At 69.2% G+C, this 15,741-nt stretch carries 14 protein-coding genes; 7 read left to right on the forward strand and 7 right to left on the reverse strand.

The window, feature by feature from the left end; genetic code table 11:
* Position 1 precedes the first annotated feature (1 nt).
* A complete protein-coding gene (gene def, locus BMY69_RS02250) occupies positions 2-505 on the reverse strand; it encodes a peptide deformylase (RefSeq protein WP_090058706.1) in 504 nt (167 codons plus the stop codon).
* A 207-nt stretch (positions 506-712) separates the two neighbouring features.
* On the opposite strand from def, the gene BMY69_RS02255 reads away from it, so the two are divergent.
* The 5 genes from BMY69_RS02255 (at position 713) to BMY69_RS02275 (ending at position 7,753) form a co-directional block, all read left to right on the forward strand.
* Positions 713-1,867 carry a LysM peptidoglycan-binding domain-containing protein gene (locus BMY69_RS02255; RefSeq protein ID WP_090175196.1) on the forward strand — a complete coding sequence of 385 codons (1,155 nt, stop codon included), beginning with the start codon at positions 713-715 and terminating at the stop codon, positions 1,865-1,867.
* Positions 1,868-2,027: 160 nt separating this feature from the next.
* Positions 2,028-3,164: a DNA-processing protein DprA gene (gene dprA, locus BMY69_RS02260; RefSeq protein WP_090175197.1), complete on the forward strand. Its 1,137-nt coding sequence runs from the start codon at positions 2,028-2,030 to the stop codon at positions 3,162-3,164.
* A gap of 98 nt (positions 3,165-3,262) precedes the next feature.
* Positions 3,263-5,785 (forward strand): DNA topoisomerase I, encoded by a 2,523-nt coding sequence (locus tag BMY69_RS02265; protein ID WP_090175198.1) that lies wholly within the window; start codon positions 3,263-3,265, stop codon positions 5,783-5,785.
* A gap of 1 nt (position 5,786) precedes the next feature.
* Positions 5,787-6,356 carry an L-threonylcarbamoyladenylate synthase type 1 TsaC gene (locus BMY69_RS02270; protein WP_090175199.1) on the forward strand — a complete coding sequence of 190 codons (570 nt, stop codon included), beginning with the start codon at positions 5,787-5,789 and terminating at the stop codon, positions 6,354-6,356.
* A gap of 38 nt (positions 6,357-6,394) precedes the next feature.
* Entirely contained in the window at positions 6,395-7,753 is a 1,359-nt protein-coding gene (locus BMY69_RS02275; protein WP_090175200.1) for an AMP-binding protein, read from the forward strand.
* A 15-nt stretch (positions 7,754-7,768) separates the two neighbouring features.
* On the opposite strand, the gene blaOXA is transcribed toward BMY69_RS02275, so the two are convergent.
* Positions 7,769-8,614, reverse strand: coding sequence for a class D beta-lactamase (blaOXA, locus tag BMY69_RS02280; RefSeq protein ID WP_090175201.1), 846 nt, complete (start codon positions 8,612-8,614; stop codon positions 7,769-7,771).
* Positions 8,615-8,749: 135 nt separating this feature from the next.
* Between blaOXA and purD the strand changes: the two genes are divergently transcribed.
* Together purD and BMY69_RS02290 are read left to right on the forward strand one after the other, a co-directional pair.
* Entirely contained in the window at positions 8,750-10,033 is a 1,284-nt protein-coding gene (gene purD, locus BMY69_RS02285; RefSeq protein ID WP_090175202.1) for a phosphoribosylamine--glycine ligase, read from the forward strand.
* 81 nt (positions 10,034-10,114) lie between these two features.
* The gene (locus tag BMY69_RS02290) at positions 10,115-11,989 is read left to right on the forward strand and encodes an MFS transporter (protein ID WP_090175203.1); all 1,875 of its coding nucleotides are present in this window, start codon (positions 10,115-10,117) and stop codon (positions 11,987-11,989) included.
* 136 nt (positions 11,990-12,125) lie between these two features.
* On the opposite strand, the gene BMY69_RS02295 is transcribed toward BMY69_RS02290, so the two are convergent.
* The 5 genes from BMY69_RS02295 to BMY69_RS02315 all read right to left on the reverse strand — a co-directional run bounded on the left by BMY69_RS02295 (position 12,126) and on the right by BMY69_RS02315 (position 15,672).
* The gene (locus BMY69_RS02295; protein WP_090175204.1) at positions 12,126-12,992 is read right to left on the reverse strand and encodes a beta-lactamase induction protein; all 867 of its coding nucleotides are present in this window, start codon (positions 12,990-12,992) and stop codon (positions 12,126-12,128) included.
* A 118-nt stretch (positions 12,993-13,110) separates the two neighbouring features.
* A complete protein-coding gene (nudC, locus tag BMY69_RS02300) occupies positions 13,111-14,079 on the reverse strand; it encodes an NAD(+) diphosphatase (RefSeq protein WP_255364434.1) in 969 nt (322 codons plus the stop codon).
* Positions 14,080-14,092: 13 nt separating this feature from the next.
* A complete protein-coding gene (gene erpA / locus BMY69_RS02305; protein ID WP_090059064.1) occupies positions 14,093-14,476 on the reverse strand; it encodes an iron-sulfur cluster insertion protein ErpA in 384 nt (127 codons plus the stop codon).
* Between the two features lie 31 nt (positions 14,477-14,507).
* Positions 14,508-14,942: a bactofilin family protein gene (locus BMY69_RS02310; RefSeq protein WP_090058681.1), complete on the reverse strand. Its 435-nt coding sequence runs from the start codon at positions 14,940-14,942 to the stop codon at positions 14,508-14,510.
* Positions 14,929-15,672: a DUF6776 family protein gene (locus BMY69_RS02315; RefSeq protein WP_090175205.1), complete on the reverse strand. Its 744-nt coding sequence runs from the start codon at positions 15,670-15,672 to the stop codon at positions 14,929-14,931. The genes BMY69_RS02310 and BMY69_RS02315 overlap by 14 nt, the downstream gene beginning before the upstream one ends.
* Positions 15,673-15,741: the final 69 nt, after the last annotated feature.

Below are 15,741 nucleotides of genomic sequence, written 5' to 3' on the forward strand. Positions count from 1 at the left end.
GTCAGGCGCTGGCCTTGCGCTGTTTCTCCATCCGCTTGAGCAGCATGCCGCGCTTGAGCGGCGACAGGTAGTCGACGAACACCTTCCCGGCGAGATGGTCCATCTCGTGCTGGATGCAGACGGCGAGCGGGCCTTCGGCCTCGACCACGATCTCGTTGCCCTCGACGTCCCGGGCGCGGACCTTCACGTGCAGCGCGCGGGTCACGTCGGCGTAGATGCCGGGGAAGGACAGGCAGCCTTCCTGATAGACCTGCTGGCCGTCCTTCTCGAGGATCTCGGGGTTGATCAGCACCATCGGCTCGTTGCGGTCGTCGCTCATGTCGGCGACGAGCACGCGCTTGTGCACGTTCACCTGGGTGGCGGCGAGGCCGACGCCGTTGGCGGCGTACATGGTCTCGTACATGTCGGCCACGAACTGCTTGAGCTCGGCATCGAACTCGGTGACGGGCGCGGCGACGGTGCGCAGGCGCGGATCGGGAAACTCGAGGATGGTGAGGGTGGACACGGTGTCACCTTGAACTGTTCACGGGCCGGTGCGGCGCCTTGTCCGCGGATTTGCGGGCAAATCGGCGAAATCCAAGCAACGGCGACGATAGGATGGCCTCCTATTCTACGCGCGCGCCGGGGGCCGGGCGAGCGTGGGTCACGTATTGTGCCCATTAACGATTCGGTTACACTCGCGACAGCACCGGGGGAAAGGGGAAAACCCGCCATGATCAAGAAGTTCGCCATGCTGCTTGGCGGCATGTTTTTCACCGTGGCCGTCTATGCCGCGGCGTCGCAGATCCGTCCCGATCACCCGGATACGTACACCGTCCGGAAGGGCGACACGCTGTGGGACATCTCCGCGCGTTTCCTCCGCAAGCCCTGGCTCTGGCCGGAGATCTGGCAGGCGAACCCCCAGGTCCGGAACCCCCACCTGATCTACCCCGGGGACGTGCTCAACCTGTCCATGACGGGCGGCGGCCCGCGCATCGGCCTGCAGCCGCGCATCCGTGAGGGCGGCGACGCCGTGACCGCGATCCCGCTGGGCGAGCTGCGGATGTTCCTCAAGGAAATGCGCGTCATGAACGCGGACGACGTCGAGCAGGCGCCGTACCTGGTCGGCTTCGAGGAAGCCCGTCTGCGCGCCACCCCGGGCAACAAGCTCTACGCCCGCGACCTGGATTCGGCCCAGCCGGGCCAGCGCTGGGCGATCGTCCGCCCGACCCATCGCTTCCGCGATCACGGCGGCTCGTCCGGCGGCATGGACGCGGTGAACAATCCGTCGCACGGCTCGTTCGTCGCCGACGAACTCGACAGCGACGTGTCCATGGCGCCGAGCCCGTGGCGCGAGGACTCCCGCCACGACACGCACGTCGGCAAGGGCGCGGACCGCGGCGTCGAGGTGTCCGTGATCGGCACGGCCGAAGTGATCGCCACCAACGGTGACGTCGCCAGCCTCGTGCTGGTCGATTCGACGCTGGAAGTGCGCAAGGGCGATCGCCTGATGCAGGTCGACGACGCGCCGTACGATCCGTATTTCTATCCGCATGCGCCTAAGTCGATGCCCGCCGATCCTCGCGTGCTCGGCTTCGCGGACGCGTATTACGGCGTCGGCAGCCGCCAGGTGATCTCGATCTCCGCGGGCAGCGCCGATGGCGTCGACAACGGCACCACCTTCACGGTGATGAGCCAGGGCGAGACCATCAGCGACGAGGTTTCCGGCAACTACAATCGCCGCGGCACCTCGCCCGATGTGAAGCTCCCGGACGAGTACGGCGGCCACATCATGGTCTTCCGCACCTTCGACCACGTCAGCTACGCGCTGGTGATGGACGCGCTGCGCCCCCTGAAGAAGGGCGACAAGCTGGTGCTCCCCGAGTAGTCCGAGGCTTCTGCAGGAGCGGCCCTGGCCGCGACGGGTGCTCGCGCCAGGCATCCCCTCGCGCGCCGGCGTGCTTCCCACCGCGGCCCCTGAGACATTCTTACGCCGATCCACGACGGCCCCGGACATGATCGTCCCCCGCGCGCCCTAAACTGCGCGGATGACCGATTCCGATGCCCGAGACTGGCTGATCCTCCTGCGCATGCCCGGCCTGGGCGCCCGCCGCATCCGCGAGGGCCTGGTGGCCCGGGGCGGGGCAAGGGAGCTCCTGCGTTGGCTGACGCGCCATCCCGAGAACCTCTCGTCCGAGGGCCGAGCCTGGCTCGAGCAGCCCGACGAAGCGGCGCTCGAGCACGATCTCGCCTGGCTGGCGGGTGACGACCAGCGCCTTCTGCGCTGCACGGAAGAGGATTTCCCGCCGCAACTGGAAGCGATCCCGGACCCGCCCGCCGCCCTGTTCGTGAAGGGCGACGCCGCGCTCCTGCTCCGGCCGCAGGTGGCCATCGTGGGCGCGCGCCGGGCACTGGAGCCGGGCCTCGCCAATGCCCGGCGCTTCGCCGCCGAACTCGCCGCCGCTGGCCTGCTCGTCACCAGCGGCCTGGCGGATGGCGTGGACGGCGCGGCGCACGAAGCCGCCCTGGCGGCGGGCGAGCCCACGGTGGCCGTCATCGGCACCGGCCCGGACCGGGTGTACCCGCGCAAGCACCACGCCCTTGCGCGCCGCATCGCGGAGGAGGGCGCCATCGTGAGCGAGTACCCGCCGGGCACCCCCGCCCTGGCGCACCACTTCCCGAACCGGAACCGCATCATCGCGGGCCTCAGCCTCGGTGTGGTGGTGATCGAGGCCGGGCTGCGCTCCGGGTCGCTGATCACGGCGCGCGTCGCGGGGGAGCAGGGTCGCGAGGTCTTCGCGCTGCCAGGGTCCATCCACAATCCGCTGGCCGAGGGCTGCCATTCCCTGATCGCGGACGGCGCGCGGCTCGTCCAGCGCGCCGACGAGGTGCTCGCCGCCCTGGCTCCCGCGGCCAGGGAACTGGGGGCGGAGCTGCGGGCCCGGCTGGAGCGCGGCGAGCCCGCCACGGGGGCGCCCCGGCGCAAGACGGCCCCGTTCGACTGGCGCCAGGATGAGGAATATCGCCGCCTGCTGGACGTCATGGGGTACGATCCCGCCTCCCTCGACGCCCTGGTGGACGCGACGGGCCTCTCCCCGGGGGCGCTGTCGTCGATGCTGCTGATTCTGGAACTGGAAGGCGAAACCGCCACCCTCCCGGGAAACCGGTACCAGCGCGTGGTTTGACCGCTGGCGGCTTGACAGTCGTCGGCGCGATGTGTTCCCACTAAATATATACATGAGCTGGGGTCCACTCGCCCCGCGACCCTCGGAATCGGTAACGAATGGCAAAGAACCTCCTCATCGTCGAATCGCCGGCGAAAGCCAAGACGATCAACAAGTACCTGGGAGCCGACTTCCAGGTGTTGGCGTCGTATGGCCACGTCCGCGATCTCCGGCCGAAAGAGGGCGCCGTCGATCCCGAGCACGGTTTCGCCATGGCCTACGAGGTCATCGACCGCAACGAGAAACACGTCGACGCCATCGCCAAGGCGGCGCGGGCGGCCAGCAGCATCTACCTCGCGACCGACTTGGATCGCGAAGGCGAGGCGATCTCCTGGCACATCAGCGAGATCCTCAAGGAGCGCGGCCTGCTCGAAGGCAAGGACGTCCAGCGCGTCGTCTTCAGCGAGATCACGCCCAAGGCCATCAAGGAAGCGGTCGCCAACCCCCGCAAGCTGTCGCACGACCTCGTCGACGCCCAGCAGGCGCGTCGCGCGCTGGACTACCTGGTCGGTTTCAACCTCTCGCCCGTGCTGTGGCGCAAGGTGCAGCGTGGCCTGTCGGCCGGCCGCGTGCAGTCGCCGGCGCTGCGCATGATCGTCGAGCGCGAGCTCGAGATCGAAGCCTTCAAGGCGCGCGAATACTGGACGATCCAGGCCGGCCTCGCCCACAAGGACGGCGCGTTCGACGCCCGCCTGGTCAAGCTGCACGGCAAGAAGTTCGAGCAGTTCGACCTCACCAACGAGCAGGACGCCATGGCGGCGCGCGCCTCGCTCGAGAAGGCGGCCGCGGGCCGCTTCACGGTGGGCGAGGTCACGAGCCGCGAGCGCAAGCGTCGCCCCGCGCCGCCGTTCACCACCTCGACGCTGCAGCAGGAGGCCGCGCGCAAGCTGGGCTTTTCCACCAGCCGCACGATGCGCGTGGCGCAGGGCCTCTATGAAGGCGTGGCGCTCGGTGCCGAGGGCAACGTCGGCCTGATCACCTACATGCGTACCGACTCGGTGGCGCTTTCCGACGACGCCGTGGCCGAACTGCGCGACCTGATCGGGCGCGAATACGGCAAGGGCGCGCTGCCCGACGCCGTCCAGGTCTACAAGTCGAAGTCCAAGAACGCGCAGGAAGCCCACGAAGCCGTGCGCCCGACCTCGGCGATGCGCATTCCGCGCAGCGTTGCCTCGTACCTCAACGACGACCAGCGCAAGCTCTACGAACTGATCTGGAAGCGCACCGTCGCGTGCCAGATGATCCACGCCACCATGAATACGGTGTCGGTGGAATTCCCGGTCGGCGACTCGGCGTTCCGCTCGACGGGCACCACCGTCATCGATCCGGGCTTCCTTGCCGTGTACGAGGAAGGCCGCGACCAGAAGACCGACGACGACGACGACCAGCGCCGCCTGCCGCTGCTGAAGCAGGGCGACGTCGTGCCGGTGTCGCAGATCGCCGCCGACCAGCACTTCACCGAGCCGCCGCCGCGTTACTCGGAAGCGAGCCTGGTCAAGGCGCTCGAGGAATACGGCATCGGTCGTCCGTCGACCTACGCCAGCATCATCCAGGTGCTGCTCAGCCGCGAGTACGTCCTGCTCGACAGTCGTCGCTTCAAGCCGACCGATGTCGGTCGCGCGGTCAGCCAGTTCCTCTCCGGCCACTTCACGCAGTACGTCGATTACGACTTCACGGCGCGCCTCGAAGACGAGCTCGACGCGGTGAGCCGTGGCGAGGAGGCATGGGTGCCGCTGCTGGAGCGCTTCTGGCTTCCGTTCAAGACGCTGGTCGACGACAAGACCGAAACCGTCGACCGCAACGAGGCCACCGGAGCGCGCGAACTGGGTACCGATCCGAAGAGCGGCAAACCGGTCTCGGTCCGTCTCGGCCGCTACGGCGCCTACGCGCAGATCGGCAGCAAGGACGACGAGGACAAGCCCACCTACGCGAGCCTGCGTCCGGGCCAGAGCATGCACACGATCACGCTCGACGAGGCGATGGAGCTCTTCAAGCTGCCGCGAACGCTGGGCCAGTCGGAAGCCGGCGAAGACGTCACGGTCGGCATCGGCCGGTTCGGCCCGTTCGTGAAGCAGGGCAGCACCTACGCCTCGCTGAAGCCCGAGGACGATCCGTACGTGATCGAACTGCCGCGTGCGCTCCAGCTCGTGCAGGAAAAACTCGAAGCGATCGCCAACCGGACGATCCTCGACTTCGGCAACGGCACGCAGGTGCTCAACGGCCGCTACGGTCCGTACATCACCGACGGCGAGAAGAACGCGCGCATCCCGAAGGACCGCGATCCGAAGACGCTCACCGAAGCGGAGTGCGCCGAGTTGCTCGCGGCCGCGCCGGTGAAGAAGCCGCGCGGCGGTCGTGCCGCGAAGAAGACCGCGACCAAGAAGGCCGCCGCGAAGAAGACGGCGACGACGAAGGTCGCGGCGAAGAAGGCGCCCGCGAAGAAGGCCGCGGCGAAAAAGGCCACGAAGAAGACAGCGACGAAGAAGGCCGCCGCGAAGAAGACGACGGCCAAGACCACGGCCGTGAAGAAGGCCGCGGCGAAGAAGACCGCGAGCAAGACGGCGTCGTCCGCGGCCGAGTGACATGCGGCGCTTCGACCTTTCGTCCGTCGGTGAGGCCGCCGCGCTCCTGCGCGAGGGCGGCGTCCTGGCCTATCCTACCGAGGCCGTCTTCGGTCTCGGTTGCGATCCGCACGATCGCGGGGCGTTCGAGCGCCTGTTCGCCCTGAAGGGTCGCCCCGCGACGCAGGGCGTCCTGCTGATCGCGTCGGACTTCGCCCAGGTCGAGCGCTACATCGATCGCGCGCAGGTGCCCGACGCCGTGCTGGTGCAGGTGCTCGCCTCGTGGCCCGGCCCGAACACCTGGATCTTCCCGCGCAGCGCCGAGGTTCCCGACTGGGTGGCCGGCGCCCATGCGGGCATCGCGCTGCGGGTGACGGCGCACGACCCGGCCGCCGCCCTCTGCCGCGCCTTCGGCGCGCCACTGGTCTCCACCAGCGCGAACCCGCATGGCGAGCCGCCGGCGCGCGACGTCGCCACGCTCGAACGCTACTTTGGCGAGCGGCTCGACGCCGCGCTGGACGCCCCCCTCGGTGGCCTGGATCGGCCGACGGTCATCCGCGACGCCCTGAGCGGCGCTATGATCCGCGCCTGATCCGGGGGGAAAAGCCGTTGGCCACGAACGTTCACGAAATGACCGGGCGCCTGCATGGGACGCCCCTGCCGCTGCTGGTCGGCTCGCTGTCCCGCCCGGTGGCGTGGCGCGACGGCAAGGCGGTGAGTGCCGGCGTGTTCCTGGCGCACGTGCGCCGCGTCGCGGCGATGCTGCCTGACGCCGACAGCGCGGTGAACCTGTGCGAGGACCGCTACACGTTCCTCGTCGCCTTCGCGGCGCTGCTCGTGCGCGGCCAGACGAACCTGCTTCCGCCGTCGCGCGCGCCGCACGCCGTGGACGAGGCGATGGCCGGGCATCCCGGCTCGTACGCGATCGGCGAGCTCGATCTGTCGCCCGCGCCGTCGGGCTACGTGCGCATGCCGGCGCTGGCCGCGGACGAGACGCCCGAATCCATCGTGCCGATGATTCCGGCCGACGCCGTCGTCGCGATCGGATACACCTCCGGCTCGACGGGCCGGCCGAAGCCCAACGTGAAGACCTGGGGCAGTTTCGTCGCCAGCAACGCGGGCAACGCCGCCATGCTCGGGCGGGTCATCGGCGCGTCGTTCGACGTGGTCGCCACCGTGCCGCCGCAGCACATGTACGGCATGGAGATGTCCGTGCTGATGCCGCTGCTGTCGGAAGTGAGCGTGCACGCGGGACGACCGTTCTTCCCCGCGGATGTCGCGACGGCGCTGGCCAGCATGCCCGAGCCGCGCGTGCTCGTGACGACGCCCGTGCACCTGCGCGCGCTCGTCGAATCCGGCGTCGCGTTGCCGACGCTGGCGGCGTTCGTCTCGGCGACGGCGCCCATGCCCGTCGACCTCGCGACCACCGCCGAGCAGCGCTTCGGCGCCCCGCTGTACGAAGTCTTCGGCTCGACGGAAACCTGCGTTTTCGCGAGCCGCCGTACGTCGACCGACGACGACTGGACGCTGTACGCGAACACGTCGCTGCATCCGCAGCCGGACGGCACCCTCGTGCATGCGCCGCAGCTGGAAGCTCCCATCGCGCTCGCCGACATCGTCTCGCTGCATGACGAGGGCCGTCGCTTCCGCCTGTGCGGACGCAACACCGACCTGCTGGAAATCGCCGGCAAGCGTGCCTCGCTCGGCGACCTCAACCGTCGCCTGCTGTCGATCGACGGCGTGCGCGACGGCGTGCTGTTCCAGCTCGACGAGGCCGACGCCTCCGGCGTCCGTCGTATCGCGGCGCTCGTCGTCGCGCCCGGCATGACCGAGCAGGCCGTGCTCGCGGCGCTGCGCCATGCGATGGATCCGGTGTTCCTGCCGCGCCCATTGCGCATCGTCGCGTCGCTGCCCCGCAACGAAACCGGCAAGCTGCCGCGCGAGCACCTGCTGCAGGCGCTGCGCGGCACGGATACGCCCGCCGCGTAACGGGGCGCTCGCGCGTCAGCGGTCGCCGAGCGCGCCCATCGATTCGAGGATTTCCCGGGCGAGCGCGACGCGCTTGCCCGCGTCGTCGGCGGTCACCACGTCCATGTTCAGCGCGAAGAACCAGCGCTTGCCGCCGTGCTCCACCCAACCCACGTACCAGCCGATGCCCGCCTCCTCCGCGGTGCCGTCGAGGCGCGCGTCGAGCTGCGGTCCCCAGCCGGTCTTGGCGTGCAGCACGTAACCCGGTGCCGCTTCGTAGATCGTGATGCGACGGACGATCTCCTGCGCGCGCTCCGAGAACGGCAGCGTGCCGTCCGCCAGGCGGCGAAGGAACGCGACCTGTTGCTCGGCCGAGATCCGCAGCTTGCCGGACAGCCAGAACTGGTCGATGCCGCCGCCGATGTCGCGGTTGCCGTAACCGACCTTGTCGATCCACGACTGCATGCGCGCCTGCCCGGCGCGGCGGGCCACCTCCTGGTAGAACCAGACGGTGGAGTAGCGCATGCCGCTGGCGAGGCTGTTCGGCCGGTTCCATTCCTTGTTCGGCTTGCCGGCCATCGTCCGGATTTTGCCGTCCCACGGAATCGTCTCGAACTCGTCCGACACCGCCCCCGTCTCGATGGCGACGAGCGCGTTGAAGACCTTGAACGTGGAGGCGGGAAGGTAAGGGTGGCGGGCGCGCGCGGCGTCGTAGACGTGCATGCTGTCGGCGCCCTCGTCGTAGACGAGCATGGTGCCGCGGACGCCCGCGTCCGCGAACGTCTTGCCCCATTCCGGATGCTCCTTCCACGCGGCGGCATGGCTCGTGGCGGAGGCCACGAGGGCGAACAGGGCGGCGAATAACGTGGGAAGGCGGGCCATGCGGTCGATCTCCTGGGGTCGGGAGCCCGAGCTTCGGCCGGTTACGAGGGGCGGCGGAGGCGGCGATCTGGCCTTTCGCGGGCAGTCGGGGCGAGGTGCCGGGTAGAATGGGCGGTCCTTGGTCCGGAGAATCCCATGAAAGTCCTCGTCATCGGCAGCGGCGGTCGCGAACACGCGCTGGCCTGGAAGCTCGCGCGGTCCCCGCGCGTGGACGAGGTCATCGTGGCGCCGGGCAACGCCGGCACGGCGCGGGAGCCGAAACTTCGCAACGCGCCGGTCGCCGTCACCGATATCGACGGCCTGGTCGCACTGGCGAACGCCGAAGGCGTCGGCCTGACCGTCGTCGGCCCCGAGGTCCCGCTGGTGGCGGGCGTCGTGGATCGTTTCGCGCGCGAAGGCCTCCGCTGCTTCGGCCCCACCGCGGCCGCCGCGCAGCTCGAAGGGAGCAAGGCGTTCGCGAAGGATTTCCTCGCGCGCCACGGCATCCCCACCGCGCACTACGCCGTGTTCACCGAGCTGGCACCGGCGCTCGCGCACGTTCGCGAGAAGGGCGCGCCGATCGTCATCAAGGCCGACGGCCTTGCGGCGGGCAAGGGCGTCGTCGTGGCGATGACGCTTGGCGAGGCCGAGGCGGCGCTGGAAGACATGCTGGGCCAGCAGGCGTTCGGCGACGCGTCCTCGCGCGTCGTCATCGAGGAGTTCCTCGACGGCGAGGAGGCGAGCTTCATCGTGATCGCCGACGGCACGCGCGCGCTGCCCATGGCGACCAGCCAGGACCACAAGCGCCGCGACGACGGCGACAAGGGACCTAACACCGGCGGCATGGGCGCGTACTCGCCGGCGCCGGTCGTGACCGACGAGGTCTCGGCGCGCGTGATGCGCGAAATCATCGAGCCCACCCTCGCAGGCATGATCGCCGATGGTGCGCCGTTCACCGGGTTCCTCTATGCGGGCCTCATGATCGACCGCTCGGGCGCACCGAAGGTCATCGAATTCAACGTGCGCTTCGGCGATCCCGAAACGCAGCCGATCATGCTGCGCCTGCGCTCCGACCTCGTCGAACTGGTCGAAGCGGCGCTCGACGGCGACATCGGCCGCGTCGAGGCCGAATGGGATCCGCGTCCGTCGCTCGGCATCGTGCTCGCGGCCGGCGGCTATCCCGGCAAGGTGCGTGGCGGCGATCCCATCGAGGGCGCGGATGCCGCGTTCGGTGACGACGTGAAGATTTTCCACGCCGGCACCGCGATCGGAGCGAACGGCGCGCCGGTCAGCGCCGGCGGTCGCGTGCTGACCGTGTGCGCCCTCGGTGCCGATCTGGCGGAAGCGCGGACGAAAGCCTATGCGGCCATCGCCGGCATCGGGCTCGAAGGGTCGTTCTACCGCCACGACATCGCGCATCGGGCGCTCGACCGGCGCTGACGATCGCAGGCGGCCGTCGCGCCGGCCCACCGTGACATGGGGTCCATTACACTTCCGTCGACTTCATCGACGGAACGGCCCATGTCCCAGTTTTCCCTGCTGACCAAGCGGCGTTTCGCCCCGTTTTTCTGGACGCAGGCTCTCGGGGCGTTCAACGACAACGCGTTCCGCAACGCGATGGTCATGCTCGTGGCGTTCCAGATGGCGCTGCCGGACGCGCAGGTATCGCTCTACACCAACCTCGCGCCGGCCCTGTTCATCCTTCCGTACTTCCTGTTCTCGGCCACCGCGGGGCAGCTCGCCGAGAAGTTCGAGAAGACGCGGATCATCCGTTACGTGAAGCTCTTCGAGATCGCCGCCATGGCGATCGCGGCGATCGGATTCTTCACGCACCACGTGTCGCTGCTGCTCGTCGTGTTGTTCCTGATGGGCGTGCATTCGACAGTGTTCGGGCCGATCAAGTATTCGATCCTCCCGCAGGCGCTGGAGCGCAGCGAACTCGTCGGCGGCAACGCGCTCGTCGAAACCGGCACGCAGCTGGCGATGCTCATCGGCATGATCGTGGGCAATTCGCTGATGCTGATCGCGGGGTACGGCACGCTGGCCGCGTCGCTGACGACCATCGCGGTCGCCTGCGCGGGCTATCTGGTCTGCCGCGCGATTCCTTCCGCGCCCGCCACGGCTCCGGACCTGCGGTTCAACTGGAATCCGCTGAGCGAGACGTGGCGCGTGCTGAAGATCACGCACGAGGATCGCGCGGTGTTCAACGCGGTGCTCGGCATCTCGTGGTTCTGGTTCTTCGGCACCGTGATGATCGCGCAGCTGCCGAATTACACAAGGCACACGCTGGGCGGTGACGGATCGGTCAACACGCTCGTGCTGACGCTGTTCTCGCTCGGCACCGGCATCGGCTCGCTGTTGTGCGAGAAGCTGTCGGGCAAGCGCGTCGAGATCGGGCTCGTGCCCATGGGCGCGTTCGGCCTGACGGTGTTCGCGGTCGATCTCTTCTTCGCGCGTCCCGGCGTCGCGGCGGGCGCGGCTCTCGGCTGGACGGCGTTCGCCGCCGCGCCGGGCGCGTGGCGCGTGATGCTCGACCTGACGATGATCGGCGCGTTCGCGGGCTTCTACGTGGTGCCGCTGTTCGCGTTCGTGCAGAGCCGCGCACCGCGGGAGCGGCTCTCGCGCATCATCGCCGGCAACAACATCGTCAACGCGCTGCTGATCTGCCTCGCATCGGGTTTCGGCATCGGCCTCACGGCCATGGGTCTCGACGTGCCGACGATCTTCCTGATCACCGGCATCGTGAACGTCGCGGTCGCGGTGTACATCTTCACGCTCGTGCCCGAATTCCTGATGCGCTTCATCACCTGGGTGCTGGTCAACACGCTCTACCGCGTGCGCGTGGACGGGCTGCGCAACGTTCCCGACGAAGGCGCGGCGCTCGTGGTGTGCAACCACGTGAGTTTCATGGATCCGCTGATCCTGATGGCGAGCGTGCGTCGCCCGATGCGTTTCGTGATGTACTACAAGATCTACGAACTTCCGCTGCTGCGCTTCGTCTTCCGCACGGCGAAGGCGATCCCGATCGCGGGGCGCAACGAGGATCCCGCCTTGATGGAGCGCGCGTTCGAACTCGTGGACGAGGCGCTGGCCAACGGTGAAGTGGTGTGCATCTTCCCGGAAGGTGGCATCACGCGCGACGGCAGCATCCAGAACTTCCGCCCCGGCGTGGACCGTATCCTCGCGCGCCGCCCGGTGCCCGTCGTGCCGCTGGCGCTGCGCGGCATGTGGGGCAGCATCTTCAGCCGCCGCGACAGCGCGCTTCGCCGCGCGCGCCTGCCACGCCGCTTCTGGTCGCGGATCGAGCTGGTGGGAGGAACACCGGTGCCGGCAGGCGAGGCGAGCGCGGCATCGCTGGAAGCGCGCGTGTCGCAGCTACGCGGCGAAAGCGCCTAGTGGGAGCGGACCCGGCCGCGACAGCTTTTTCGCCTCACACTGCGGGCTGGCGCGTGAGCGTGAGAACCGCGGCGACAAGCTGTCGCGGCCAGGTCCGCTCCCACAGTGCGGCTTCTGGTTTCAGGTTTTAAGGTTTTCAGGCGAACCAGGCGGCCAGGACGATCACGGCGACGACGGCCAGCCAGACGACCAGCACGCGGCGGATGACGCGGCGGGTGTCTTCCAGTTCGGCGATCGGGTCGCTGACGTCCTGCACGTAGCCGTCGCCGGCCTCGACATCGGCGTCGACGCCCGCGCGCGCCACTGCGCCGAGGAAGTCGGGTTCCAGTCGCGTGCGTGGGCTGCCGGAGGTGCGGTGCCAGGTCTTCCAGGCGCCCATCACGGCGTCGAAGTCGGAGACCAGCGCCATCGCGAACACCATCAGGTGCGCGGGAATCCAGTCGAGCGCGTCGGCCACGCGGCGTGCGGCGGCACGCGTCGCGCTGTCCAGCGCGAGCGCGGCGTCGCGGCCGAGCACCTGCGCGAGCCGGTAGCCCAAGGCGCCGGCGGGACCGAGCAGGAAGAACCACAGCAGCACGCCGAAACGGCGGCGCAGCGCCCCGTAGAACGCCGCTTCCACCAGCACGGGCGCGAACCAGCCGAGCGGCGCGTCGTCGTGGCGCAGTGCCGCGACCGCTTCGTCGCGACGCAGCGTGTCGGGTGCGCGCAGGATCGCGTCGATGTCGTTCTCGATCTCGCGAGGACCGAGGGCGTAGACGAGCACCAGCACCGCGAAGGCGAGCCAGGCGAGGTCGAAGAAGGGCAGGGACTGCAGGACGCCGCCGATGATCGCGCATGCAACGACCGGCACGAGCAATACGATCGCGACGCGCCCCGCACCCGAGGTATCGCCGAGCCGGTTCACGAGTCCACGGAACCAGCGGTCGTCGCGCCAGCGCGACAGCTGCGGCACGCTCCAGGCGATGACGAGGGCGATCAGGACGGCGAGAAGGCGTAGGGCCATGGGCGAGGACTATCCGCGGTTCGTTGGCCCGATTGTAGGCGATGCACGAGATGTAGGAGCGCACCTGGGCGCGATTAGCTTTTCGCCCCGGTCCGAATCTTGCGCGCCGGCAAGCCCCCTAAACCAGCGACCCGAGATCCACCCCACGCAACGCCAGCCAATGCTCGATGAGCCGATAGGACACCGACAGCGGCGGCGGCACGGCCAGCGTGCCGGCCCGCATGCCCTGGACGATGTCGTCGACCGTGAACCAGCGCGCGTCCTCGAGCTCCTCGTCGCGCAGACGGATGTCGCGCGACTTCGCCGTGGCCGTGAAACCCACCATCAGCGACGCGGGCAGCGGCCAGGGCTGCGAGGAGTGGTAGGTGGCGTGCAGGACTTCCACGCCCGATTCCTCGCGCACCTCGCGGCGCACGGCGTCTTCCAGCGACTCGCCCGGCTCGATGAATCCGGCGAGGGTCGAATAGCGCCCGGTAGGCCAGCCGCGCTGACGTCCGAGCAGGCAGGCGTCGCCGTGCTCGACGATCACGATGATCGCGGCGTCGGTACGCGGGAAATGCATGTGCGGGCCGTCGGGATTCGTGCATTGCACGCGATGCCCGGAGGCGACGACCAGCGTGGGGGCGCCGCACTGACTGCAGAACCGGGTCTGCCGCTGCCAGTGCGTGATGCCCTTGGCGTAGGCGAAGAGGCCGGCTTCGAAAGCGGGGAATATCAGTCCGGCCTCGCGCAGCGACATGCGCCGCGCGCCGCACAGGGAGATGTACAGCGAGGCCTGGGCCTCGTCGACCACCAGCGTGAACCACGCACTACCGTTCGCGAGGCCGAGGAACGTCGCGGGGATGTCGCCGAAGCGCTCGGAGCGCATCGTCGGCGACATCCATTGCGGCTCCTCGGCATGGGCCATCACGAAGGCGTTCCCCTCGCTGTCCAGGACGAGGAAGCGGGTGTCGCCGGCGGCCTCGAGTTCCTCGATCCACAGGCGATCCTCGCGCCGCTCGGACATCCGGTCGATGTCGATGCCGGCGAAGACGTTCTCCCGCGCGCGCGAAGCCGCGGCCTTGTCGCGTTCCTGGCCGACGCTCACGCCGCGGCGCCGGTCATGCGCTGAACGACGAACCGCAGCCGCAGGTGGTCTTCGCGTTGGGGTTGCGAATGACGAACTGCGAGCCGCTGAACGATTCGGCGTAGTCGATTTCCGCACCCGTCAGGTACTGCAGCGACAGCGGATCCACGACGAGCGTCACGCCCTCGCGCGATACCGCCAGATCGTCTTCGGCCTGCTCTTCGTCGAAGGTGAAGCCGTACTGGAAGCCCGAGCAGCCACCGCCGCTGATGTACACGCGCAGCTTGAGGCCAGGGTTGCCCTCTTCCTCGATCAGCTCGTGCACCTTGCGGGCGGCGGCTTCCGTGAAGATGAGGGGCGCCCCGCCGGACCGGTAATCCGGCGCCTGTGTCGGAGCCATGGGGAATGGGTTGTTCATGCCGACCATAATGGCGCCGATCGCGGTCAGGTCAAGCCTCGGTAAGCGCCGGAGCCGCCGCGATGGCCGCCTGGGCCAGCTGGCGTACCGTCTGCGGGGCGCGGTGGACCATCTTCCCGTTCACCTGCGCGCCGGCGGCCATCTCGAGCACCTGGTAGCACACGTCGCCGTCGATCCGCGCGAGCGGCGCGAGCTCCAGCCGCTCGGACACGTCGATGTCGCCCGTGACGCCGCCATTGATCACGGCATGGGGGACCTCGATGCGGCCGATCACCCGTCCGGTCTCACTGATCGTGAGCACGCCGTCGCTCCCCGCGTCGGCGTGGATCGAGCCCTCGACGATGCCGTCGAGGTGCAGGGCGCCGCTGAACAGGATGTCACCACGCAGCGTGACGCCACGGGCGATCAGGCTGGCGGCGGCGCTGCCGACGGCGGGTCCCTGGTTCTTCCGGTTATTGCTGAACATTCGTGGCCTCGTCGTTGCGCTGCGTGTCGCCCCAGGACAGGGTGCCGGTGACCGCCGGGTCGCCGGTCACGTCGGCGGTCAGCCGCAGCCGGGTGGGGCGAAACCCCGCCGGCAGGGTGAAGCTGCCCTGGATCTGCTGAAAATACTTGAAGGAGAACGGGAGCCCGTCGGATGAATCGCCCTGGCCCAGCGCCGCGCCCTCGAGCGTCGTCACCGCGTTGCCCTGGATGCCTTCGACCGCGATCCGGAGCGTGCCCTTCACCACCTCGCCGCGGCGGGCGTTCTGGGTCAGCGTGACCACCACGTTCCAGGCGTTGGCCGCGCCGTTGACGGGACTGGTGCGGGCCCCCTGGATCTTCAGGCCGTCGCGCTGCGCGCCGCCGCCCACCAGGCGCGAATAGAACGCGAGATCGGTGCGCAGGCCGCTGATCTCCTCGTCGCGCTCGGCCAGGTTCCGCTTGAGTTCTTTCGCGGCGACGTCGGCCACCTGCGCGGAGCGCTGCAGGTTCGCGACCTGCTGGCGCAGGTCCTCGTTGTCGGCCTGCACCTGCCGGACGGAGACGCGCGCGCCGCCCGGCAAGGGAACGCGCGAGGCGGCCAGCCACACGCCCGCGCCCACCAGCAGCAGGCTCAGGAGCCAGGCGGCGGCGATGACGAGCCGGCGGCGCCGCTCGTGGGCGGCGTCGTCGAGCGAGCGCACGACGAACCGTGGCGGATGGCGTGGAGCCATGCGGAATTCCGTGGTGAAAGCGTGAAGGCGGCGATGGTATAGCCCCCGCGCTCCGGAATGGTCAAGGAA

It is taken from the genome of Luteibacter sp. UNC138MFCol5.1 (genome assembly GCF_900110505.1).
In the GTDB taxonomy this organism is placed as follows: domain Bacteria; phylum Pseudomonadota; class Gammaproteobacteria; order Xanthomonadales; family Rhodanobacteraceae; genus Luteibacter.

Coding starts and splice junctions, on each gene's coding strand:
- erpA (WP_090059064.1), bottom strand. CDS start 14,476: ATGAACAACCCATTCCCCATGGCTCCGACACAGGCGCCGGATTACCGG.
- BMY69_RS02270 (WP_090175199.1), top strand. CDS start 5,787: ATGCGGCGCTTCGACCTTTCGTCCGTCGGTGAGGCCGCCGCGCTCCTG.
- BMY69_RS02275 (WP_090175200.1), top strand. CDS start 6,395: ATGACCGGGCGCCTGCATGGGACGCCCCTGCCGCTGCTGGTCGGCTCG.
- BMY69_RS02290 (WP_090175203.1), top strand. CDS start 10,115: ATGTCCCAGTTTTCCCTGCTGACCAAGCGGCGTTTCGCCCCGTTTTTC.
- BMY69_RS02295 (WP_090175204.1), bottom strand. CDS start 12,992: ATGGCCCTACGCCTTCTCGCCGTCCTGATCGCCCTCGTCATCGCCTGG.
- BMY69_RS02265 (WP_090175198.1), top strand. CDS start 3,263: ATGGCAAAGAACCTCCTCATCGTCGAATCGCCGGCGAAAGCCAAGACG.
- BMY69_RS02315 (WP_090175205.1), bottom strand. CDS start 15,672: ATGGCTCCACGCCATCCGCCACGGTTCGTCGTGCGCTCGCTCGACGAC.
- blaOXA (WP_090175201.1), bottom strand. CDS start 8,614: ATGGCCCGCCTTCCCACGTTATTCGCCGCCCTGTTCGCCCTCGTGGCC.
- BMY69_RS02255 (WP_090175196.1), top strand. CDS start 713: ATGATCAAGAAGTTCGCCATGCTGCTTGGCGGCATGTTTTTCACCGTG.
- purD (WP_090175202.1), top strand. CDS start 8,750: ATGAAAGTCCTCGTCATCGGCAGCGGCGGTCGCGAACACGCGCTGGCC.
- dprA (WP_090175197.1), top strand. CDS start 2,028: ATGACCGATTCCGATGCCCGAGACTGGCTGATCCTCCTGCGCATGCCC.
- BMY69_RS02310 (WP_090058681.1), bottom strand. CDS start 14,942: ATGTTCAGCAATAACCGGAAGAACCAGGGACCCGCCGTCGGCAGCGCC.